Raw genomic sequence first — 20,148 nt, 5'->3', positions numbered from 1 at the left:
CAGTTTCGGACGGGCGTCGTCCGCCGGTCTCAGGAACCCACGGTGTTGAAGTAGCAGTCGAGAAGGGGAAGGTGCACTCATTGCACATTTACGCCGATGTTTGCCTTGAGCTATCTTGTGCTACACCCCGGCCATGATGGCGGCCTGAGAGGGCGGGTATGACGGCTTTGGGCCAATAGCAGTCACCGGAAGCATGGTCCAATCAAAAATGTGCAGCGGCTTTGCGATAGCAACACGCAATAATACAAGGCGCTACACAGCCACGCTGGCTTTCGCTTTAAAGTCCTCCGGCAGCAGGTCGCTATGGAGGATCTGATTGCGACCGGATGATTTCGCCAGATAGAGCGCCCTGTCGCAGGCGTTGAACAGATCCTCGAAGGACGCGTAGGATTCCTTATCGGCCACACCGCCCGACAGCGTGATATGAACAAGCCTGTCCTTGAGGTTCACGGGCCGGGCCGCCAGCATTTCATTGCACCGCTGTGCAAGCGTCAAACGTTTCTGGGCGGTGAGTTGAACCGCCAGAACGGCAAATTCCTCGCCGCCGATCCTGGCGACGACATGGGGTTGCGGGAAGGCAGACATCAGGTGCCGTGCCACCGTCACGATCGCATGGTCTCCGACATCGTGGCCGAACTCGTCATTGATGCGCTTGAAGCGATCGATATCGAACAGGATGAGCGACGCATTCTCGTCCGCCTTCGCCACCTCTTCCATAAAGGCACGACGATTGAGGAGCCCAGACAGCATGTCGGTGCGGCTCAGCCGTTCGAATGTCGCGCGCGAGATGGATAGATGATGGATGGCGAGACCCACGAGATACACGATGGAAAACGTCAACGACGAGGCCACCACGGTCGATATGATCACGCCAACGGTTGCCCCCTGCCAGACGTCGTAGGGCAGCAAGCCAAATGCGTTCATCAGATGGTGGGCGACGATATTCAATATGTCGGCAATCAGCGTCACGACCAAAGCCGTGCGAAGGGCAAAGGACAGGACCTTGCTCTTCGTTTCAAAGCGGTCCGTGGCGCATGCCTGCTTTATATGGCGTTCAACGAATGCAAGCATCGACCTTCAGGTCCCTTGTTTGAGCGATAGAGCGCCGTGCATCCCTCTGGACGCACAAAGGACGCTCTTCTTAAAATCTACGCAGCGGCTTAGCCGATGCTCTAGTCGCCCCCGACCGGGTCGAACTTTTGCATGAGAGGTTTTGATATCTCATGAAGAACGAAGGTGAATGTTTGATTGAAGCCTGCGCCGACTGCCCGATGCGGCTGCATCATCAAGGCTTGGAGCCCGCGAGACCCAGTTGCTGCATCATGATGGATGCGGCGTTGTAGCAATGGAAGGAGGTCACCTTGCCGTCCTTCAGGCGAAAGACGTCGCAGCAAGGAACATCGATGGTCTTTCCACTCGCAGAGACCGTCCCTTCGGGCGTTAAAAGTGGCCCATCCTGCGTGCCGCGAATGGCAAGCTCGACGACCACCACGTCGTTCATCGCGTATAGATCGAAGATCTCTCGGTGGATGTCCGGAAAGGCATCGGCCATGCCGCTGGCAACGAGCGCGATATCCGGACCACGGAAATCCGTTCCTGTCGGGACGTTGCGAACGTAGGCATCCTCGGAGAAGCAGGAGAGAAATCCCTCAAGATCAAGCGAATGCCCTTCGGCTGCGGCGTAGAGGCTCCTGATTGTCTGGATATTGTCGCTCATGGTTGAACCTTTGCTTCTGGTTGTTATGAGAGCGCCCTTCATCGCATTTGACGCAAGAGAGAGCTGCTCCAACTGTTGGAATTGACCACATCGTGCGTTCCTGAACGGATTCTGTTCACAGGGCCGATGTCGTAGCCGAGACGCTGTCGCGCCGCAGCTTGACCTCCACATAGGCAAGCAATTACCTTATGGGTAGAACCTACAAAAAGGTAAGTGTGAATTTATGGACAGGATGGAGACGAAGTGCGGTTTGGACGTGTCGCTGAGGGTCGTCGGCGGCAAGTGGAAACCTTTGATCCTCTACCATGTGCAAGGTGGCCCCACCCGCTTCTCGGAATTGAAACGACGCGTTGGCGGCATCAGCGAGAAGGTACTGATCCAGCAGTTGCGCGATCTGGTCGGCATGGAGGTGCTGACGCGTCGCGATCACCAGTGCGTGCCGCCGGTGGTCGATTACGAATTGACGCCCTTCGGGGATACGCTGGTCCAGGCCCTCGTTCCCTTGTGCGACTGGGGCAACGCCAACCGCGCCAAGGTTCAGGATCTCACAACGCCGGCGTGATGAGAGGTTGCTGAGGCTGACTGGCTGAACACCCGCATCGCTCTCGCCATAGCAGCACCGCTTACTCCACCGGCGTCACCGTTCTGGTCGGAAACTCAATGGTGGTAACGAAGGGATAAACCTCACGCAGGAGGTTGATCTGCCGTGCGTCGTCGATCCTGGGCAAATACCATTTGCCCTCATCCATCAGCGCCAAAACCGTACTCTTCACTTCTATCTTCTGGCCTTGGCTTTCGATCAGGCTGCGTGACGGCACCAACACATAAGAGGTGCCATCTGGCGCCTCATTATAGGTGGCGTTGTCGGTATCCAACTTGGCATCGAGAAACTTGACGGAGGTGAGGGCGATCTGCTTTTGCATCGCGCTCCGAAGTTGTTCCAGAGTGATCCCTGCCGTCGTGGCGATATGCTGGAGAACCTTAGGCGGGACCGAGTCGGTAATAACGCTGAAGTCGCCCTGCTTCAGCGCGGTTTCGAAGCGCATGATCTGCGCCTGAAGGTCAGCCTTTTCCTCGGCGGTGAATTCACGCGCCGCAGCACCCTGCCAGAGGCAGACAGCCAGACACAGCGACAGGAAAAGAGCCTTCATGACACGTGCCTCTCATCGGTCTTATGACGTTGAGCGAGATGAAGCGGGACGGATGCCGCGCTGTCGTGGATGACGGCAAAACGGCTTACAGAATAAAGAAACCCGCAGCCGACAGGATGATGAAAACCAGCAATCCGCCGAAGAAACCGCCCGTCGTGAAGAAACCAACGGCCATGGCGATCATCAGCATGCACACCAGCATCGTGCCGTATTTCGAAGCCAGCAGAAAATGATTGTAGGTCTTCTGATGCTCGGCAAGGTCCATCTTTGCACCGACTTCGACTGGACCGCTATGGTGTTCGCTCATGCTTTTTTCCCCTCTATTGATCTGCGCTCACCGTCATCGTCCCATCATCCGATGGATGTCTTCCCTGATAACGAAGCAAGCGGCAGAACGCTCCGCGTCAAGACCTACACAAAATTTGAAGCCGACGCAACGCGGGTAACGCGCTGTTTGCCCGGCAAAATCGCTCTGAATTCGGGCAATTTATCCCGGGCTTGCGCCACTGGAAAACCTTGGCATTTGTCACATCGACGCCACCGGCGCGCAGGAAAGACCGGGATGGCGCATGGTCGACCTTCTTCCTAGTTGCATTTGGTAAATCCTGCCCATAACGATGGACGCAGGGAGGATTTCTGGTGGGGACAACAGGCGTGGGAGGACGATTCGCCTGAGGGGTTTCCGCCATAAACATTCCTCCTCGAAAACCCGCAAAGGGATCGAAAGGGGAAAACAATGCACGCGCTTTTGAAACTGAGCCGCGCCATCGACATGTTGAGCGAGGCGCTGGGAAAATTCTCAGGCTACCTGGTTCTCATCTGCTGCCTCGTCAGCGCCGGCAACGCCATCGTGCGTTACCTGTTCAATTACAGCTCGAACGGCCTCCTGGAAATCCAGTGGTACATGTTCGGCTTCATCGTGCTCATCGGCGCGTCCTATACGCTGCGGATGAATGAGCATGTGCGCGTCGATATCATCTATGGCGCCATTGCACCGCGCACCCGCATCTGGGTGGATATCATCGGCCTCGTTCTCTTCCTGCTTCCCGCCTGCTTCTATCTCGCCTGGCTGAGCTGGCCGGTGTTCCTGCTCTCGTGGCAACAGAACGAAGTCTCCTCCAATGCCGGCGGCCTCATCCGCTGGCCGGTCAAGTTCATCATCTTTGCGGGCTTTGCCCTCCTCGTCCTTCAGGGAATATCCGAACTGGTGAAGCGCATCGGTGCGCTGAACGGGCTCTATCAGCTCGACACCAAATACGAAAAACCGCTCCAGTAACGCCGGCGCCATTTCAAGGATATTCTGATGTTCGAATACGGTATTCTTCCGCCGGCCATGTTCCTGGGCATGATCATCTTCATGCTCTACGGCTTTCCGGTCGCTTTCTCACTCGCCAGCGTCGGTCTTCTGTTCGGCGTCATCGGCATCTTCACCGAGCATTTCTCGCCCGCCTTCATGCAGGCGCTGCCGCTGCGCATCTTCGGCATCATCTCCAACGATCTGCTGCTCGCCATTCCCTTCTTCACCTTCATGGGGGCAATCCTGGAACGGTGCGGCCTTGCGGAGGATTTGCTGGAGGGCACGGGTAAGCTCTTCGGCGCGATCCCGGGCGGCCTTGCCTATGCGGTCATTCTGGTCGGCGCCATTCTCGGCGCGATCACCGGCACCGTGGCAGCGTCCGTCATCACCATGGGTGTCATCTCGCTGCCGATCATGCTGAAATACGGCTATAATCCGCGCGTCGCCACGGGCGTGATTGCCGCATCCGGCACCATCACGCAGGTTATTCCGCCCTCTCTCGTTCTCATCGTTCTCGCCGACCAGCTCGGCCGCTCCGTCGGCGATATGTATCTCGGCGCCATCGGCCCGTCCTTCCTGCAGGTCGCAATCTTCATGCTCTTCATCCTCTTTCTCTCGGTATTCCGGCCGAAGGATGTTCCCGCACTTCCGCCGGAAGCCCGTGGAGAGCTGAACCGGGCGCTGGTGCTGAAGGTTCTGGGCGGCATGATCCCGTCCATCGTGCTGATCTTCCTGGTTCTCGGCACCATCTTTCTCGGCCTTGCGACACCGACAGAAGCCGGCGCACTTGGCGTTGTCGGCGCCATGGCGCTTGCCGCAGCCCACCGCCGCCTGACCTGGGATCTGGTCAAGCAGGGCATGCATTCCACCATGCACATCACCTCCATGGTGGTGTTCATTCTGGTCGGCGCCACCTGCTTCTCGCTGGTGTTTCAGGGCATGGATGGCTCGCTGTGGATCGAGCACATGCTGTCGGGCATTCCAGGCGGCCCGATCGGCTTCCTGATCTTCGTCAACATCTTCATCTTCTTCCTCGCCTTCTTCCTCGATTTCTTCGAGATCGCCTTCATCGTCGTGCCGATGCTAGCGCCCATCGCCCAGTCGCTCGGCATCGATCTGATCTGGTTCGGCGTGCTGCTGTGCATCAACATGCAGACAAGCTTCATGCACCCGCCCTTCGGCTTCGCGCTCTTCTATCTGCGCTCCATCGCGCCGCGCACGGTAAAGACCTCGGACATCTATATGGGCGCAATCCCCTGGCTCGGCATGCAGCTTATCCTCGTCGCCATCGTCATCTTCTGGCCGGAATCCGTTACCTACTGGCTGGACAAGGCCCCGGAGGTCGATCTCAACACCATCAAGATCGAGGTCCCCGCCTTTGGCAACCAGGGTGGCAACACCATGCCGAATTTCGGCCTGCCCCCCATGGACGGCGCGCCCGGCCAGGGCGGCGGCAACGGCCTTCCCGGCATGCCGAACCTCAACGAACCGCCGAAGATCAATCCTTGATTGGCAATACTTGTTTGATAAGGGTGAAAGCGTTATATTGACGGAGTGGAAGGGGGGTTGCAGCCCCACCTTCCGGTTCGCTTATCTGAAGAAATTGAACCGGACAGCTATTGACCAGCCTGTCCGGTTTTTCTTTACGATAAACGTAATGCTCAGCGGTTTGCGCATCACACTAGAGCGCCGCGCGTCCTCTAGGACGCGCAAAGGACGCTCGAAGTTTTTGAATGTACGCATCGTGCTTTTCCGAAAATCGACTTCGATTTTCGGGCCGATGCTGTACCTCCAGTTGAACAGCAAGGCCTTTGCCAAGGTCGGCGTGGCCGATCCTCGCCGATATTCCGGCTGGTCTCCGAAATGTGCTGCTTCGCTGCTCGACGCTGCCGATCATAATCACGCGTCGTTACTTGTCCATAAACGCGCGAGAGCCCTGTTTAAGCTCAAACGAAAAAGCCCGGACCTTTCGATCCGGGCGTCCTATCAATCCTACTTATAACGTCAGAGCTTGCCGTTGCGCTGCTGTATCATCATGAACGTATCATAGGTGTACTCGGCGAGCTGCATCCACAGATAGCCTTCGCGCTTGAAGGCCACCTGGTCGTCATAGACCTTCTTGAAATCCGGGTTGACGGCGGAGATTTCCGCGTAGACTTCGAGAGCGGCCTTGTAGCAGGCGTCCAGAATATCTTGGCTGAAGGGACGAAGCGTTGCACCTTCGGAGACGATCTGCTTGATCGCCTTGGGGTTCTTGGCGTCGTATTTCGCCAGCATATTGGTGTTGGCAAACGAGCAGGCGTCCTGCAGCACGGCCTGATAGTTCTTTGGCAGGTCGTTCCACTTGTCCAGATTGACGAAGGAGTGGATGACCGGGCCGCCTTCCCAGAAGGCCGGGTAGTAGTAATATTTCGCCACCTTCTGGAAACCGAGCTTGTGATCGTCATAGGGACCGACCCATTCGGCCGCGTCGATCGTGCCCTTTTCCAGCGCCGGATAGATATCGCCGCCGGCGATCTGCTGCGGCACGACGCCAAGCTTTTCAACCACCTTGCCGGCCAGACCAGCAATGCGCATCTTCACGCCCTTGAAATCGTCGACGGTGTTGATTTCCTTGCGGAACCAGCCGCCCATCTGCACCCCGGTATTGCCGGAAATCATGCCATAGAGCTTGTGCTTGGCGTAGAACTCGTTCAGCAGCGTGTTGCCATTGCCCTCATAGAACCAGGAATTGGTCAGGCGCGCATTCAGCCCGAAAGGGATCGCGGTGCCGATCGCAAAGGTTGGGTCCTTGCCGACATAGTAATAGGAGCAGGTATGGCACATTTCGACCGTACCGGAGGAGACGGCATCCGCCGCCTGCAGGCCGGGGACGATTTCGCCGGCTGCAAACACCTGAATGTTGAAATTGCCGTCGGTCGCGTTCTTCACGTGGTTGGCGATATCCTGCGCGCCGCCAAAGATCGTATCGAGCGATTTGGGGAACGAGGAGGTCAGCCTCCATGTGATCTTGGCATTTTCCTGCGCGATTGCCGGTGCCGCCAGAACCGTTGCTGCTGCAGCACCCGTGCCCGCAAGCGCACCTTTTTTAATGAATGAACGTCGATCCATATTATCCTCCCAGATACGAACCTGTCATCGTGTCGCATCCCTCCACGCACACGACATCAACTGAGAAAAGCATGGGCCATGGCAACTGACAAGCGGCCGGTGGAAGAATAAATCCCATGACATGCTTGGGAGCGATAAAATTGATCGCCGCATGGGAAAGTCGATCGTCCAAGCGGCATTGTCTTATACTTTAGACCAATAAATTGCGTCACTTACGCAAAGAGAATGCTTGACGAATCCGCCCCTCCGGCTTCACTGACGGCAGCCTTAAGCGTGTTGCGATCTTTCAGATTCGCGCACACACTTTCGGCCCTTGCTTTTTCGCATGTCGTTATCGCAAAACCGCTGCACAGTTTTGCGCAACATGCTTTATTTCAAGACCGCATCACATTCGGAGCCATCATGTCGAAGCCCATCATCGCGATCCCTGCCGATATCAAACAGGTGGACGGTGCCGAGTGGCACGCGGCGCAGACGCAATATCTCAACGCCGCGCTGAAGGTGGCCGGCGTCATGTCCTTGATCGTGCCCGCCTTCGAGACCGGCAATGAGGTTGACGCCATTCTCGACCGGGTGGACGGGCTGCTCGTCTCGGGCTCGGCCAGCAATGTGCACCCCTCGCTCTATGGCGAGCAAGCCACCGATGCCGATGGCCCCTTCGATGCCGGGCGTGATGCGACGAGCCTCGAACTCATCCGCCGCGCAATCGATCGCGGCATTCCGATGCTCGCCATCTGCCGCGGCATTCAGGAGTTGAACGTGGCCCTTGGCGGCACGCTTGCCAGCGAAATCCAGGAACTGCCGGGACGCTGGGACCATCGCAAGCCGGAGACCACCGAGCGCGACGTGATGTTCAGCATCCGCCAGCCGGTGCATGTGCGCGAAGGCTCCTGCATTGCGGAGCATCTTGGCCTGTCCGGCGAAATCCAGATCAACTCGGTCCACCGCCAGGCAATCGCGCAAACCGCGCCCCGGCTGCAGGTGGAAGCGACCGCCGAAGACGGCACCATCGAGGCCGTCTCCGTCATCGACGCCAAGGGCTTCGCCATTGGCGTCCAGTGGCATCCGGAATATTGGGCCGAAACCGATGGCCCGTCCCGGGCGCTGTTCGAAGCCTTCGGCAAAGCGGTGCGGGCGTATCAGGCGAGCAAGGCGTAAAACGCCTCGCTCCCTTCATCGATTACCGCTTCGCCGGTTATCCCTTCACCGGTGTTTCCGGCACCGGTGTCAAAACCTTCCGCTCCGCAAACCAGCCGAGAATATTGTCCGCCACCAGATCCGCCATGGCATTGCGCGTCGGCACCGAGGCGGAGGCAACGTGCGGCAAGAGCGAAACATTGTCGAAGGCCAGCAGCGCTTCAGGCACATTCGGCTCCGAATAGAACACATCGAGACCGGCACCACCGAGCGTGCCGTCTTCGAGCGCCTTGATCAGCGCATCCTCATCCACGCTCGAGCCACGACCGACATTGATGAAGACGCCATTCGAGCCAAGTGCGGAGAAGATCTCGCCATTGATGGCTTTGTGGGTTTCCGGCGTGCCGGGCACGATGCAGATCAGAATATCGACCGCGCTCGCCATCTCCTTCAGCGAGGCGTAATAGGTGTATGAGAGCTCGTCGCGCTTGCTGCGCGTGTGATAGCCGATCTCCACCTTGAAGGGCTCGAGACGCTTGGCGATTTCCTGGCCGATGCGGCCCATGCCGAAGAGGCCGACCTTGCGGCCGCGCAGCGAAAAGGGCGAGAGCGCAAACGGCCCCTCCTTCACCCACTTGCCATCCCGCAGATAGCTCTCGGCCTGATAGAGGCGGCGCACCGTGTTGATCAGAAGCGCAATCGTCGTATCGGCCACTTCGTCATTCAGCACATCCGGCGTGTTGGTGACGATGATGCCACGCTTGGCCGCATGCTTGGCATCGACGCCGTCATAGCCCACACCGAAATTGGAGATGATCTCAAGGTTCGGCAATCCATCGATCCAGTCCGCATTGACGCTGCCGGAGACGGCAACGGCGCGAACGCGCTCCGCCACCTCGGCGGAGATGGCAGGCTTTGCCCCCACAGGTGCGGTCACCACCTCCACCTTGCCTTGGAAGCGCTCCAGCACGCGCGGATGAATTTTCCCCGGAACGAGAACGACGGGTTTTTGATCGGACATGGGCGGTCATTCCTCCTACAGACGCATTTCCAGAGAGGAGAGCCAGTCGCTCTCAAGACCCGGAAATGCAAAAAATGTCGAAGCGGCGGGACCGCTCCGTGATGCGGAAGGCAAAGCTAACCGATGCGAGACGAAACCGAAACCCGCGAATAGACGAGATTGGTACTGTCGTGGATTACTGACGCGGAATGCACGGCCCGGTGGACTGGCGGATGCGCATTTCCGGCTTGATCAGGTGAATGCCGTCCGGCTCATGGCTGCCTGCCAGCCTGTCGAGCAACGCGCGGGCCGCAAGCCGCCCCACTTCCGCCTGGCCGTTGGACACGGTCGTCAGCGAAGGCGTGGAAATCGACGCTTCTTCCAGATCGTCATAGCCGGTCACGGAAATATCCTTGCCCGGCACGAAGCCTGCGCGCGAAACGCCGTTCATCAGGCCGATGGCGACGAGGTCGTTCCAGCAGACGGCAGCTGTCGGTTTCTGCGGCAGCGACAGGAAATTCACCGCCGCCTCGAAGCCGCCCTGCTTGGAGCGGGCACCGGGAATGCGCAGGTTCGGATCGACCTCGATACCGGCCTTGCGCAGCGCATTCACGTAGCCCTGATAGCGATCGCGGCCGGTGGAGGTCTGGTCGGTACCGCCCACCATGGCGATGGTGCGGTGGCCAAGGCTGATCAGGTGGTTGGTGGCAAGCGAGATGCCGTAGCTGTCGTCGCCACGGAAGGTCGGCATATCGACACCATCCATGGAGCGCGCCACCAGAATGGCTGGCATGCCGTTTTCTTCCGCAAGCTTCAGATCTTCCGTCGGCGTGCCGATCGCCGGAGACATGATCACGCCGTCGCTACCCAGCTGCAGCAGCGTCTCCAGAAAGGTGCGCTGCTTTTCCACCGAGTCGTAATGGTTGGACAGAATGAAGGTCTGGCGGCTGCGATCGAGTTCGCTTTCGATGGCTTTGAGAATTTCGCCGTAGAACGGGTTCATCACGTCGTGAAAGACGACACCGATAATGCCGGAGCGGGATGTGCGAAGGCTGGCAGCGCGGCGATTATAGATATAGCCCAGCGCGCGGGCCTGATCCTTGATCTTCTCGCGGGTGTCGGATGCCACCAACGGGCTGTCACGCAGCGCCAGAGAAATCGTTGCCGTCGAAAGCCCCAGGCTCTCGGCAATCGTTGAAAGCTTCACCTTCTGCGCCATGTCCCCTCCCCGAGATCGCGCGTCGCACCCCCGCGACGTTTAAATCGTGATTAAACAATTTAAACAACACGCGCAACAGGTTTAAGGGTTTTGCGAACTGTTGAAAGCTTTCACTTGAATTTTTAATCGATTAAATCGAGAGACTGCAGGTTGGCGTCGATGGCGCGCAAGAGCTTGACGACATTTTTGACGTCTTTGGCGGACAATCCCTCCACTGCGCGCGCACCGCAGGCCGCAAGCGACGTATTGATGTGATCGACGCTTTTCTGGCCGGCTTCGGTCAGTTTCACCATGGTCAGGCGACCATCGCCTTCGCCTGCACTGCGCTCGACAAAGCCTTGCGCTTCCATGCGACCGATGGTGCGGGTCATGGTCGGCGCCTTGACGCCGAGCTTCTGAGCAATCTGGCCGGGCGTCATGCTGCCTTCCTGGGCAAGTGCCAGGATCACGCCGTCCTGGCCCGCATAAAGGCCGCTCGTCGCAAGATTGTGGCTGAGCGCCGTGCGCATGGAGCGTGCGGCCTGCGTGATGGATTGCGCCAGCTCTTCCGGGCTGAAGGCAATATCCTTCTTCTTCTGCGACTTGTCCTTCTTGGACGCCTTGTCCTTTTTCGAGGCCTTGTCCTTGCTCATTCAGCCCGTGCCTTTTGCCAGATCGCGAAACGACTATATGATATTGTAACTTCTAACGAATACAGGCGCGGATCGCCATATGCCAAACACATACACGCAATTTGACGACGAAACGATAACAGCCGGATTTCAACCGTCGGAGATAATCGCAGTTCTGCCGCTCGGTGCACATGAGCAGCATGGCCCGCATCTGCCCTTTGAGACCGATACGCTGATTGCCAAAGGCATCGTCGCGCGCCTGAAGGCAGCCCTGCCGCAAGACTTCCCCGTTACTTTCCTACCCGTAGAGCCGGTCGGCTACTCCATCGAGCATATGGATGTGGCAGGCACCAAGACGCTCGCCTTCGATGAGGCCGTCAATCGCTGGCTGCAGATCGCCCGCACCCAGCACGAGAAGGGCATCCGCAAATTCGTCATGCTGAACGCCCATGGTGGCAATGCGCCGCTGATGACGATCGTCGCGACCGAGGCGCGCAAGCGCTTTGCCATGCTGGCGGTTGCCACCAGCTGGACGCGCTTTGGCCTGCCGGAAGGGCTGATCGCGCCGGAGGACAAGGCGGTCGATATTCATGGCGGCGATATTGAAACGTCGGTCATGCTGGCGCTCAACCCTGATGACGTCGCCATGGACAAGGCAGCAAGCTTTCCCTCCCGCCAAAGCGAGTTTACAAACCGCTTCACCCATCTTCGCGCCTACGGCCCACACGCCTTCGGCTGGATGATGAGCGACCTGAACTCATTGGGCGTCGCCGGAAACGCAGCCGCCGCCACCGCCGAAAAGGGCGAGCAGATCATCGCCCACTCGGTGCGCGGTCTGATCGCGCTTCTGGAAGACGTGCGCGCCTTCGATGTGCGCGACTTCGATCGGTCTTGAGGCCCCAGCATCAAAATTCTTGAACAGAATTTCTTTGAACTGCCTTCTTCGCAAGCCTATATGAACGGCAACATTTTTGTCTGTCGCGGCACCCCGCCGCATATCGAGGTTTCCCATGACCGAAACAATGACCGAAGCAAACACCGCTGCTGCTGCAAAGCCCATTCCCGTCACCGTGCTGACCGGCTATCTGGGTGCCGGCAAGACCACCTTGCTCAATCGCATCCTGACCGAGAACCACGGCAAGAAATATGCGGTCATCGTCAACGAGTTCGGCGAAATCGGCATCGACAACGACCTGATCGTGGAATCCGACGAGGAAATCTACGAGATGAACAATGGCTGCATCTGCTGCACGGTGCGCGGTGACCTCATCCGCGTCGTGGAAGGCCTGATGCGCCGTCCGGGCCGTTTCGATGGCATCATTGTCGAAACCACCGGCCTTGCCGATCCGGTCCCCGTTGCCCAGACCTTCTTCATGGATGACGATGTGCGCGCCAAGACCGAGCTCGACGCCGTCGTGGCACTGGTCGATGCCAAGCACCTGCCGCTGCGCCTGAAGGACAGCCGCGAAGCCGAAGACCAGATCGCCTTTGCCGATGTGGTCGTCATCAACAAGAGCGACCTCGTCACCAAGGAAGAGCTGGCCCGCATCGAAGACATCGTGCGCGCCATCAACCCGTCCGCCCGCATCTACAAGACCGAACGCTCCGGCGTCGATCTGGCCCGCGTGCTGGATCAGGGTGCCTTCAACCTGGAGCGTGCGCTGGAAAACGATCCGCACTTCCTGGAGCACGGCCATGAAGACCATGCCTGCGGCCCGGATTGCGATCATCACCACCACGATCATGACCACCACCATCATGGGCACGATCACGACCATCACGGCCACGATCACCACCATCATGACCATGGGCATGACCATGATCACCATCATCACGATCATGACCATGCGGCACCGTCTCCCATCCATGACGTAACGGTTCAGTCCATTTCGCTGCGCGGCGGCGAGATGAACCCGGAGCGTTTCTTCCCCTGGATCCAGAAGGTGACGCAGACCGATGGCCCGAACATTCTGCGCCTCAAGGGCATCATCGCCTTCAAGGGCGACGCCGAGCGTTACGTGGTGCAGGGCGTGCACATGATCATCGAGGGCGATCACCAGCGCCCGTGGAAGGACGGCGAGAAGCGCGAAAGCCGCCTCGTCTTCATCGGCCGCGAGTTGGACCGTGCAAAGCTGGAAGCGAGCTTCCACGCGTGTGAAGCGAAGGCGTAAGCATCCCCCTTCCGGGCCGGTCAAGTTCCACCTGGGCCGACCAAGGGAAGCTTGGGCTCCGCCCTCTCCTTCGCGTCATCCTCGGCCCTCGGGTAAAGCCCGAGGGTGACCCGAGGATCCACGCCGCACAGGGTGGACGAAAACACACCACCCCATACCGCAGCCAAAACCCATACAGACGAAAGACTTATCGCCCATGCCAACCGTTGCTCCTCTTGACCTTGAAGGCCACGTCGTCGCGGCGCATTTTCTGGGCGATATCCCGCTGTTTGCCACCGCCGCCGGTACTATTCATCGCCTCGATGGCGGGGAAAAGGTGACGCAGGCCCATGAAGGCCTGCTCACCTGCATTCGCGATCCCTATAGCGCAACGCTTCTGACGGGCGGCGAGGACGGCAAGGTGCTGCGCATCGGTCATGATGGCGCGGTGACCGAAATCGCCCATGTGCCGCGCAAGTGGATCAGCGTGGTGGCAGGTGGCCCGCAAAATGCCGTGGCCTATGCCGTTGGAAAATCAAGCTTCGTCAAACTTGCGGACAGCACCACCAAGGAATTCAAGGAAGAGCGCACGGTCGAGGCGATTGCCTTTGCACCAAAAGGCCTGCGTATCGCCGCGGCCCGCTACAATGGCGTGACGCTGCACTGGGTCGCGACCGCCGGCGATCCGGTCGATCTGGAATGGAAGGGCGCCCATACCGGCGTCACCTACTCCCCCGATGGCCGCTTCCTCGTCACCACCATGCAGGAAAATGCGCTGCACGGCTGGAAGCTCGACGCGCCGAAAGGTGCCGACGCCCGCCATATGCGTATGACGGGCTATCCGGCCAAGGTCAAATCGCTCTCCTGGTCGCCCAAGGGCAAATGGCTTGCCTCTTCCGGCGCACCGGCCGCCATCGTATGGCCCTTCTCCGGAAAGGATGGCCCGATGGGCAAGCCGCCGGAAGAACTCGGCACACGCGGCAACATCATGGCCACCCAGGTGGCCTTCCACCCCAGCGACGACGTGCTCGCCATCGGCTTCATCGATGGCATGATCCTTGGCGTGCGCATGGCCGACGGCAAGGAAGCGCTGCTGCGCCGCCCCGGCAAGGGTGCGATCTCCGGCCTCTCCTGGAGCGCCACCGGCAAGCTGCTCGCCTTCGCTTCAGAGGCTGGCGATTGCGGCATCGTCGATATTTCCGCTTAAAAGCAAGATGCCTGTAGCAATGGCGCATCCGGTGCTGAGATCAGCGCCAGATGCGCCCGCCTGCGCTTTTACCAGGTGAGCTCGACCTGCGCCCGTCCATCGGAGGTCCGCTCCGTGGTGCGACCGCTCGCATCCACATTGCAATGAACCCGCTGGCGAAAGGCCGAGAAGCTGTCGAAGGTGACGACATCCACCGGATCGTCGAAATGCATCGTCAGACGATAGCGCTCCGGATCGCCGCCAAGCGATTGCACGCCAAGGATTGCACCGGTGAAAGGCTGGCCGAGATAGTAGCCGCTGACCCGTGAGCCCAGCATATAAGGATTGAAGGGCGGGCGATTGCCGACGGCGGCATGCAGCGTGTTCCAGTCGCGGTAGCCATATTGCGCCGCGATCAGTTCCAGCGCGCGTGAATGGCCGATTGTCGTGCCTTCGTCAGCAAGGCCAGCGCGAAGACGCTTCGCCTGATCCTTCAGCGTATCGAGACTGGGTAGAGGTGGTGTCGTGTTCCGCATGGCGGTTCTCCTGCATCGGCATACAGTGTCGAGGAGGGGTCCACATTGCCACCGTCTGCATGCCTGAAAAGGAATGACCGTATCGGAGGTTTGACAGAGAGTTTCACCAAAGCAATGATGCTCGCGGACGGCAGGCACTCTCAACCTGCCGCAGTGTTTAGCCGATTTGTGAGAAGCGGTCAATTTGGGTCTGGTCGAGCACCCGAATGACGAAGGGGCGCCGCAGAACTTGCGCGGCACCCCCAGCCCTCCCAGGCCTCAGAACCGATAGGTCACACCCGCACCCACCAGCCATGGATCAATCTTCGCCTTGCCGCTGATGTCACCGAAGGCGTCGCTCGTCGCCGTCCACTTGGTATCGAGAAAAATCTTCTTCACGTCGAAGTTCACGCCCCAGTTCTTCGTCACCATATAGTCGAAGCCCACCTGAAGTGCTGCGCCGAAGTCGTTCTTGACGTCGAGATTGCTGAAGCCCGGCTTTTCGCTCTGGTGATAGAAGAGCGAGTAGTTCACGCCCGCACCCACATAGGGCTTGAAGGCGCCGAAATCGGTGAAGTGATATTGCAGCGTCAAGGTCGGCGGCAGAAGCCAGGTCTTGCCGACATCGATTTCGCCGAGCGCGCCTGTCGTGTTGATCCTGGAAAAGGTCGTGCCGAGAATGAGTTCGGCAGCGATGTTGTCGGTGAAGAAGTAGCTGATATCGAATTCCGGGATCACCGTGTCCGAATAGGAGAGCCCAGCACCCGGCACGCCGTTGATCGTGCCGCTGTCATGGGTGAGAACACCGAGCGCCCGAACGCGGATCATCCACGGGCTTGCCGCAGCGATCGCTTCTTCAGCCGTGGGGGCCGGCGCAATTTGTGCCAGGTCCGCCGCGAAGGCAATGCCGGGCAGAGCGCAGCACAAAAGCGGAAGGATGGCTTTTCGGATGGTCGCAAACACGTTTTCTCTCCTTGATCAGATCGATGAACACGCGTCTTCGCTTCGCGCCCGCAAAGCTTGGACTCGGCGCAAAAGAGCGGAGAAGGTGTGTCGCGCCTTTCCTATCTCTTCGAACGACTGAGGCATTTGAGGTGGATCAAATCGCATGGGAAGGCGCAAGCCCTGGCGCCTTTTGCTCTGGGAGGCCAGAGATTTAAGAAACCTTTAACCACGCTAAAACAGATTATTATTATTAACTATAATTAGTTCGATCTAAACCTATCTTCGCGACGTTATTTCCCGGACTCAAGCTATGACCCTAATGCCGCATCTGGCGATCGAGGGCCCGGAGAAAGACAACCATGCGAGTTTCCATTTCAGCGGCCATCACAGCCACAGGCATTGCCCTGATTGCAGGCGTGCTTCTGACACTTCTGACAGGCGCTGAGGCGCTAAACAGGTTGAAGGTGAATGGCCCGATCTATCAGGACATCATCTACAGCAAGGACCTGATCGCCGATATTCTGCCGCCGCCGCTGTATGTCATCGAAAGCTATGCGCTTGCCAATGAAAGCGCCTTGCATACCGATACGCTGAACACCAACGCAGCACGAATGAAGGTTCTGAAAGACCAATATGAAGACCGTCGCCAATACTGGAAGACGACCACTCTGCCAGATGCCCTGAAGGCCAAGCTTTTCGATGATGTGCTGGTCAAGGGCGACGATTTCTGGCGCGAAATGGAAACCACAACGCTCCCTGCCCTTTTTGCCAATGATCGTGCGGCCATTACCGCATCCTTGAGCGCGCTGCGGGCGAAATTCCATCTGCATGAAGCTGCCGTCAACCAACTGGTGGAGATGGGCAATGTCTTCGGCACGGAGAAGGAGGCCTATGCTGCTTCGCAGACCACCCTGCTACAGGGCGCAAGCTATGGCCTTGGGTTCTTCCTCATTCTTCTGTGCATCGCCTCCACGCTCTTTACCAGACGCCGCGCCATCCGCCCGCTGGGCGACATGACCCACGCCATGACGACGATGGCAGGTGGCGACCTGACGAACGCTCCGCCGCACCTTGGCCGCAAGGACGAGATCGGCGCCATTGCAAAGGCGCTTGCCATCTTCCGCGATGCGGGGTTGGAGAAAAGACGGCTGGAAGCGCAAGCCGAGGAGGCGCGCCAGGCAAGCGATGCCGAACGCCAGGAGCGCGAACGTGAGCGTCTTGCCGATGCCGACGCGCTTCGTTTTGCTGTCGAGCAACTGGGCGGTGGCTTGAGCCAGCTCGCAAATGGCGATCTGAGCCGCAATCTCGAACAGCCCTTCCATCCGCGCTTCGATACCCTGCGACAGAATTTCAACGAGTCGGTCGCAACGTTGCGCTCGACGCTTCGGGAGGTTCTGTCGGAGACCGTCCAATTGAACCGACAGGGGCAGGAACTGCGTGGCGGCGCCGACAATCTGGCGCGCCGCACCGAGCAGCAGGCAGCCGCGCTGGAAGAAACCGCCGCAGCCCTGGAGCAGGTCACCTCTACCGGCAAGGCCTCGGTATCGCGCGTGGAAGACATGCGCAATCTGGTCAAGGATGCGCGCAACTCCGCCGTCCATTCCTCCGCTGTCGTTGGTGAGGCGATTTCGGCCATGAGCCGCATCGAGACGGCATCGGGTGAAATAGGCTCCATCATCGGCGTCATCGAAGGCATTGCCTTCCAGACCAATCTTCTGGCGCTGAATGCCGGTGTTGAAGCGGCGCGTGCGGGCGATGCCGGAAAGGGCTTTGCCGTCGTGGCGCAGGAGGTGCGCGATCTGGCGCAACGCGCTGCCGCCGCCGCCAAGGAAATCAAGCAGCTGGTCGCCAGATCCAGCCAGGAAGTGGCAGGCGGCGTCGATCTCGTTCAGTCGACCGGTTCGGTTCTGGCCGAAATCCAGGCCGTGGTATCGCGCATCGATCTCAACATCGACGCCATCGCAACCGCCGCTCGCGAACAATCCGTCGGTCTTGCCGAGATCAACACCAGCGTCAACACGCTGGACCAGATGACGCAGCACAATGCCGCCATGGTGGAAGAAACCAACGCCGCCACCCAGACGCTGGCAGATGCCGCCCACACGCTCGCCTCGCTCGCAGGCCGGTTCCAGATCGCCGGCAACGACCAGGCGCAGGTCCAGCGCGCCGCGTAATCCGGATGGTATGATGGCATGGCGGCACCCTCCGCCCTGCCCCCACAAGTGAGATATCGACCTGAAGCGTGGAGCGGTTTTGAAACGCCGCAACACGCTTCAGCCTTTTCTGCGTCCCATAAAGCACGCTCTCGACGCACCCTTGCCGTCATCGCAAAGTCAAATACGATCAAGCGCACCAGCCTCCGATCCGCGATAAGGACCGGGTGAAGCACGGGAGAGCCCATGGCCGTTGTTGAAAGACTGATCTGGCAGATCGAAACGGATCTGCACACAGACCTGTCCCTGACCTCGCTGTCTGAGCGTTGCGCGGTCAATGTCCATCACATGTGCCGGATCTTTCAACTGGCCACAGGCATGTCGATCATGAGCTACGCGCGCGCCCGCAGATTATCCAAGGCGGCACGCGCCGTCGCCCATGGTCAGGACAACATCATCGCCATCTCACTCGATGCTGGCTATGGTTCTCACGAGGCATTCACACGTGCCTTCGCACATTGCTTCGGCATCACGCCAAGCGCTCTGCGAAGCCATCGATCCATCACCACTCTCGATCTCATGGAGCCTTTTGAAATGAACAAGGATATGATTGTTCCGGTTGCAGCCCCCCGCCTGGAAGAACGCGGCGCGTTGCGGGTGGTGGGACTTGGCATCGACTGCGCCTTTGGCAACACCGGCGCGATACCGGCACTCTGGCAGGCCTTCAACGCCCGCGAAAACGAGGTGGAAAACGCCGTGCCGGGAGCCTTATATGGGGTCTGCTGCATGGGGGACGGCGCCGGCAATTTCCGCTATATCGCGGGAGTAGAGGCAAAAGGCTCGACATCCGGGATGGAGCATATCGATATCCCCGCACACCGATATGCCGTCTTCACCCATAGCGGCCATATCTCGGACTTTGCCAAGACAGTCTATACGATCTGGAACAAGGCACTGCCCGACGCTGGCCTGAACAGCGCACAGGCCCCGGACTTCGAACGCTACGATCACCGCTTCGATGGGCGCACCGGTCGCGGCGAGGTGGAAATCTGGATACCGATCGTTTCGTGAGTAGATTGCAGGATTGGCCGGAAAGCAGCAGCCCACCCGCAAATAAGAAGAGCCGCCCCCATACCGGGAACGGCTCTCTTGGTTCACAGAGTTACATGGCAGACCCAAAAGACTGCCTGTCCATCAGGAAAAGCGACGACCGCTCGCCACCAGCATGCCAGCGGCACCATCCAGCCAACCCGCCTTCAGTTCCAGCGCCAGAAAGCGGTTGCGCTCGAAGGGGCCTGGCATGACGAGGTGCTGGGTCTTGTTCGCGAAGAAGCCGAAGCGTTCGTAGTACGGCGCGTCACCGACAAGCAGGATTGCGCCGTGGCCGCGGCGGGCAGCTTCAGCGATTGCCGCGCGCATCAGCCCCGAGCCGATACCCTTGCCCTCATGCGCGGCATCGACGGCGAGCGGTCCGAGCAGCAGGGCGGCAACCGGGCGGCCTTCGCGGGTCACGCCCGCCTCGACGTTCCACAGGCGCACGGTGCCGATGACATGGCCATCCTCATCACGGGCAACCAGCGCCAGACCTTCAGCAGGCACACGGCCAGCACGCAGCTTCTCGGAAGACTTGCGGCGGCGGCCAGGGCCCATGGCGCGGTCCAGCAGGTTTTCGCGCGCGACGACGTCGCTGGCGTTTTCGGTATCGATGAAGAATGTCTGCGGCGTGAAGAATGCACGAACCGAATTGAGAACAGCGGCCATCCCGGCCTCCCGTTACCAAGCCGCCCACGAAAGCGGCACCTGCGAAAGAACATGTCGCGCCCGTTTTTGATCAAAACCTGCAACGACAAGGATTGAACCGTTCCGGCCCGGCGCGCGCCGCAAGCTTTCCCTCGGCTGGACAGAGGGCTTGGCAAGCAGGGTTTGCGCCAGGCCCGGGCGTCAGCCGGGCCGGAA

21 protein-coding genes are annotated in these 20,148 nt (G+C 59.2%); 10 read left to right on the top strand and 11 right to left on the bottom strand.

The genetic code is table 11. The features are described 5' to 3' along the window. Positions 1-252: 252 nt before the first annotated feature. Both ACTJK5_RS00430 and ACTJK5_RS00425 read right to left on the bottom strand, forming a co-directional pair. On the bottom strand, positions 253-1,071 hold the full coding sequence (locus ACTJK5_RS00430; RefSeq protein ID WP_062427819.1) for a GGDEF domain-containing protein: 819 nt from the start codon (positions 1,069-1,071) through the stop codon (positions 253-255). Between the two features lie 214 nt (positions 1,072-1,285). Further along, positions 1,286-1,717 carry a nuclear transport factor 2 family protein gene (locus tag ACTJK5_RS00425; protein ID WP_113271734.1) on the bottom strand — a complete coding sequence of 144 codons (432 nt, stop codon included), beginning with the start codon at positions 1,715-1,717 and terminating at the stop codon, positions 1,286-1,288. Positions 1,718-1,940: 223 nt separating this feature from the next. Here ACTJK5_RS00425 and ACTJK5_RS00420 point away from each other — a divergent pair, with 223 nt between their 5' ends. Further along, positions 1,941-2,279 carry a winged helix-turn-helix transcriptional regulator gene (locus ACTJK5_RS00420; RefSeq protein WP_062439435.1) on the top strand — a complete coding sequence of 113 codons (339 nt, stop codon included), beginning with the start codon at positions 1,941-1,943 and terminating at the stop codon, positions 2,277-2,279. A 61-nt stretch (positions 2,280-2,340) separates the two neighbouring features. Here the strand turns inward: ACTJK5_RS00420 and ACTJK5_RS00415 are convergent, their stop codons facing one another. Together ACTJK5_RS00415 and ACTJK5_RS00410 are read right to left on the bottom strand one after the other, a co-directional pair. Beyond that, entirely contained in the window at positions 2,341-2,868 is a 528-nt protein-coding gene (locus tag ACTJK5_RS00415; RefSeq protein ID WP_440611598.1) for a hypothetical protein, read from the bottom strand. Positions 2,869-2,953: 85 nt separating this feature from the next. Beyond that, the gene (locus ACTJK5_RS00410) at positions 2,954-3,175 is read right to left on the bottom strand and encodes an aa3-type cytochrome c oxidase subunit IV (RefSeq protein WP_062427815.1); all 222 of its coding nucleotides are present in this window, start codon (positions 3,173-3,175) and stop codon (positions 2,954-2,956) included. 429 nt (positions 3,176-3,604) lie between these two features. On the opposite strand from ACTJK5_RS00410, the gene ACTJK5_RS00405 reads away from it, so the two are divergent. The 3 genes from ACTJK5_RS00405 (at position 3,605) to ACTJK5_RS00395 (ending at position 6,167) form a co-directional block, all read left to right on the top strand. Then, positions 3,605-4,144, top strand: coding sequence for a TRAP transporter small permease subunit (locus tag ACTJK5_RS00405; RefSeq protein ID WP_062439430.1), 540 nt, complete (start codon positions 3,605-3,607; stop codon positions 4,142-4,144). Between the two features lie 27 nt (positions 4,145-4,171). Then, positions 4,172-5,674 carry a TRAP transporter large permease gene (locus tag ACTJK5_RS00400; RefSeq protein WP_113180905.1) on the top strand — a complete coding sequence of 501 codons (1,503 nt, stop codon included), beginning with the start codon at positions 4,172-4,174 and terminating at the stop codon, positions 5,672-5,674. Between the two features lie 148 nt (positions 5,675-5,822). Next, positions 5,823-6,167 carry a hypothetical protein gene (locus ACTJK5_RS00395; protein ID WP_440611597.1) on the top strand — a complete coding sequence of 115 codons (345 nt, stop codon included), beginning with the start codon at positions 5,823-5,825 and terminating at the stop codon, positions 6,165-6,167. Positions 6,168-6,169: 2 nt separating this feature from the next. Here the strand turns inward: ACTJK5_RS00395 and ACTJK5_RS00390 are convergent, their stop codons facing one another. Further along, complete coding sequence (locus tag ACTJK5_RS00390) at positions 6,170-7,276, bottom strand: TRAP transporter substrate-binding protein (protein ID WP_062439429.1); 1,107 nt, start codon at positions 7,274-7,276, stop codon at positions 6,170-6,172. Positions 7,277-7,678: 402 nt separating this feature from the next. On the opposite strand from ACTJK5_RS00390, the gene ACTJK5_RS00385 reads away from it, so the two are divergent. Continuing rightward, positions 7,679-8,434 (top strand): gamma-glutamyl-gamma-aminobutyrate hydrolase family protein, encoded by a 756-nt coding sequence (locus tag ACTJK5_RS00385; protein WP_440611596.1) that lies wholly within the window; start codon positions 7,679-7,681, stop codon positions 8,432-8,434. A gap of 37 nt (positions 8,435-8,471) precedes the next feature. On the opposite strand, the gene ACTJK5_RS00380 is transcribed toward ACTJK5_RS00385, so the two are convergent. The 3 genes from ACTJK5_RS00380 to ACTJK5_RS00370 all read right to left on the bottom strand — a co-directional run bounded on the left by ACTJK5_RS00380 (position 8,472) and on the right by ACTJK5_RS00370 (position 11,264). Further along, entirely contained in the window at positions 8,472-9,434 is a 963-nt protein-coding gene (locus ACTJK5_RS00380; RefSeq protein WP_062427811.1) for a 2-hydroxyacid dehydrogenase, read from the bottom strand. A gap of 175 nt (positions 9,435-9,609) precedes the next feature. Next, entirely contained in the window at positions 9,610-10,632 is a 1,023-nt protein-coding gene (locus tag ACTJK5_RS00375; protein ID WP_062427810.1) for a LacI family DNA-binding transcriptional regulator, read from the bottom strand. 122 nt (positions 10,633-10,754) lie between these two features. Continuing rightward, entirely contained in the window at positions 10,755-11,264 is a 510-nt protein-coding gene (locus ACTJK5_RS00370) for a MarR family winged helix-turn-helix transcriptional regulator (protein ID WP_062439424.1), read from the bottom strand. 79 nt (positions 11,265-11,343) lie between these two features. On the opposite strand from ACTJK5_RS00370, the gene ACTJK5_RS00365 reads away from it, so the two are divergent. From ACTJK5_RS00365 to ACTJK5_RS00355, 3 genes are all read left to right on the top strand, one after another. Next, entirely contained in the window at positions 11,344-12,138 is a 795-nt protein-coding gene (locus ACTJK5_RS00365) for a creatininase family protein (RefSeq protein ID WP_440611595.1), read from the top strand. Between the two features lie 115 nt (positions 12,139-12,253). Then, positions 12,254-13,414: a CobW family GTP-binding protein gene (locus ACTJK5_RS00360; RefSeq protein ID WP_440611594.1), complete on the top strand. Its 1,161-nt coding sequence runs from the start codon at positions 12,254-12,256 to the stop codon at positions 13,412-13,414. A 196-nt stretch (positions 13,415-13,610) separates the two neighbouring features. Beyond that, entirely contained in the window at positions 13,611-14,600 is a 990-nt protein-coding gene (locus tag ACTJK5_RS00355) for a WD40 repeat domain-containing protein (protein WP_113180910.1), read from the top strand. 68 nt (positions 14,601-14,668) lie between these two features. Here the strand turns inward: ACTJK5_RS00355 and ACTJK5_RS00350 are convergent, their stop codons facing one another. Both ACTJK5_RS00350 and ACTJK5_RS00345 read right to left on the bottom strand, forming a co-directional pair. Beyond that, a complete protein-coding gene (locus tag ACTJK5_RS00350; RefSeq protein WP_062439409.1) occupies positions 14,669-15,115 on the bottom strand; it encodes a glyoxalase superfamily protein in 447 nt (148 codons plus the stop codon). 258 nt (positions 15,116-15,373) lie between these two features. Then, on the bottom strand, positions 15,374-16,057 hold the full coding sequence (locus ACTJK5_RS00345) for an OmpW/AlkL family protein (RefSeq protein ID WP_062427803.1): 684 nt from the start codon (positions 16,055-16,057) through the stop codon (positions 15,374-15,376). A gap of 341 nt (positions 16,058-16,398) precedes the next feature. Between ACTJK5_RS00345 and ACTJK5_RS00340 the strand changes: the two genes are divergently transcribed. Together ACTJK5_RS00340 and ACTJK5_RS00335 are read left to right on the top strand one after the other, a co-directional pair. After that, entirely contained in the window at positions 16,399-18,213 is a 1,815-nt protein-coding gene (locus tag ACTJK5_RS00340) for a methyl-accepting chemotaxis protein (protein WP_113180911.1), read from the top strand. Between the two features lie 225 nt (positions 18,214-18,438). Further along, the gene (locus ACTJK5_RS00335; RefSeq protein ID WP_113180912.1) at positions 18,439-19,263 is read left to right on the top strand and encodes an AraC family transcriptional regulator; all 825 of its coding nucleotides are present in this window, start codon (positions 18,439-18,441) and stop codon (positions 19,261-19,263) included. A gap of 123 nt (positions 19,264-19,386) precedes the next feature. On the opposite strand, the gene ACTJK5_RS00330 is transcribed toward ACTJK5_RS00335, so the two are convergent. Next, positions 19,387-19,953 (bottom strand): GNAT family N-acetyltransferase, encoded by a 567-nt coding sequence (locus ACTJK5_RS00330; protein ID WP_113180913.1) that lies wholly within the window; start codon positions 19,951-19,953, stop codon positions 19,387-19,389. Positions 19,954-20,148 lie beyond the last annotated feature (195 nt).

Source organism: Agrobacterium sp. 22094, assembly GCF_052046015.1.
Classification (GTDB): domain Bacteria; phylum Pseudomonadota; class Alphaproteobacteria; order Rhizobiales; family Rhizobiaceae; genus Agrobacterium; species Agrobacterium cavarae.
The sequence above is the reverse complement of the archived record's forward strand: the minus strand, read 5'-3'. Positions and strand labels throughout refer to the sequence as shown.

Excerpts from the sequence above, each read along its gene's own strand:
- ACTJK5_RS00430 (WP_062427819.1), bottom strand. The coding sequence starts at position 1,071 with ATGCTTGCATTCGTTGAACGCCATATAAAGCAGGCATGCGCCACGGAC.
- ACTJK5_RS00425 (WP_113271734.1), bottom strand. The coding sequence starts at position 1,717 with ATGAGCGACAATATCCAGACAATCAGGAGCCTCTACGCCGCAGCCGAA.
- ACTJK5_RS00420 (WP_062439435.1), top strand. The coding sequence starts at position 1,941 with ATGGACAGGATGGAGACGAAGTGCGGTTTGGACGTGTCGCTGAGGGTC.
- ACTJK5_RS00415 (WP_440611598.1), bottom strand. The coding sequence starts at position 2,868 with ATGAAGGCTCTTTTCCTGTCGCTGTGTCTGGCTGTCTGCCTCTGGCAG.
- ACTJK5_RS00410 (WP_062427815.1), bottom strand. The coding sequence starts at position 3,175 with ATGAGCGAACACCATAGCGGTCCAGTCGAAGTCGGTGCAAAGATGGAC.
- ACTJK5_RS00405 (WP_062439430.1), top strand. The coding sequence starts at position 3,605 with ATGCACGCGCTTTTGAAACTGAGCCGCGCCATCGACATGTTGAGCGAG.
- ACTJK5_RS00400 (WP_113180905.1), top strand. The coding sequence starts at position 4,172 with ATGTTCGAATACGGTATTCTTCCGCCGGCCATGTTCCTGGGCATGATC.
- ACTJK5_RS00395 (WP_440611597.1), top strand. The coding sequence starts at position 5,823 with ATGCTCAGCGGTTTGCGCATCACACTAGAGCGCCGCGCGTCCTCTAGG.
- ACTJK5_RS00390 (WP_062439429.1), bottom strand. The coding sequence starts at position 7,276 with ATGGATCGACGTTCATTCATTAAAAAAGGTGCGCTTGCGGGCACGGGT.
- ACTJK5_RS00385 (WP_440611596.1), top strand. The coding sequence starts at position 7,679 with ATGTCGAAGCCCATCATCGCGATCCCTGCCGATATCAAACAGGTGGAC.
- ACTJK5_RS00380 (WP_062427811.1), bottom strand. The coding sequence starts at position 9,434 with ATGTCCGATCAAAAACCCGTCGTTCTCGTTCCGGGGAAAATTCATCCG.
- ACTJK5_RS00375 (WP_062427810.1), bottom strand. The coding sequence starts at position 10,632 with ATGGCGCAGAAGGTGAAGCTTTCAACGATTGCCGAGAGCCTGGGGCTT.
- ACTJK5_RS00370 (WP_062439424.1), bottom strand. The coding sequence starts at position 11,264 with ATGAGCAAGGACAAGGCCTCGAAAAAGGACAAGGCGTCCAAGAAGGAC.
- ACTJK5_RS00365 (WP_440611595.1), top strand. The coding sequence starts at position 11,344 with ATGCCAAACACATACACGCAATTTGACGACGAAACGATAACAGCCGGA.
- ACTJK5_RS00360 (WP_440611594.1), top strand. The coding sequence starts at position 12,254 with ATGACCGAAACAATGACCGAAGCAAACACCGCTGCTGCTGCAAAGCCC.
- ACTJK5_RS00355 (WP_113180910.1), top strand. The coding sequence starts at position 13,611 with ATGCCAACCGTTGCTCCTCTTGACCTTGAAGGCCACGTCGTCGCGGCG.
- ACTJK5_RS00350 (WP_062439409.1), bottom strand. The coding sequence starts at position 15,115 with ATGCGGAACACGACACCACCTCTACCCAGTCTCGATACGCTGAAGGAT.
- ACTJK5_RS00340 (WP_113180911.1), top strand. The coding sequence starts at position 16,399 with ATGCGAGTTTCCATTTCAGCGGCCATCACAGCCACAGGCATTGCCCTG.
- ACTJK5_RS00335 (WP_113180912.1), top strand. The coding sequence starts at position 18,439 with ATGGCCGTTGTTGAAAGACTGATCTGGCAGATCGAAACGGATCTGCAC.
- ACTJK5_RS00330 (WP_113180913.1), bottom strand. The coding sequence starts at position 19,953 with ATGGCCGCTGTTCTCAATTCGGTTCGTGCATTCTTCACGCCGCAGACA.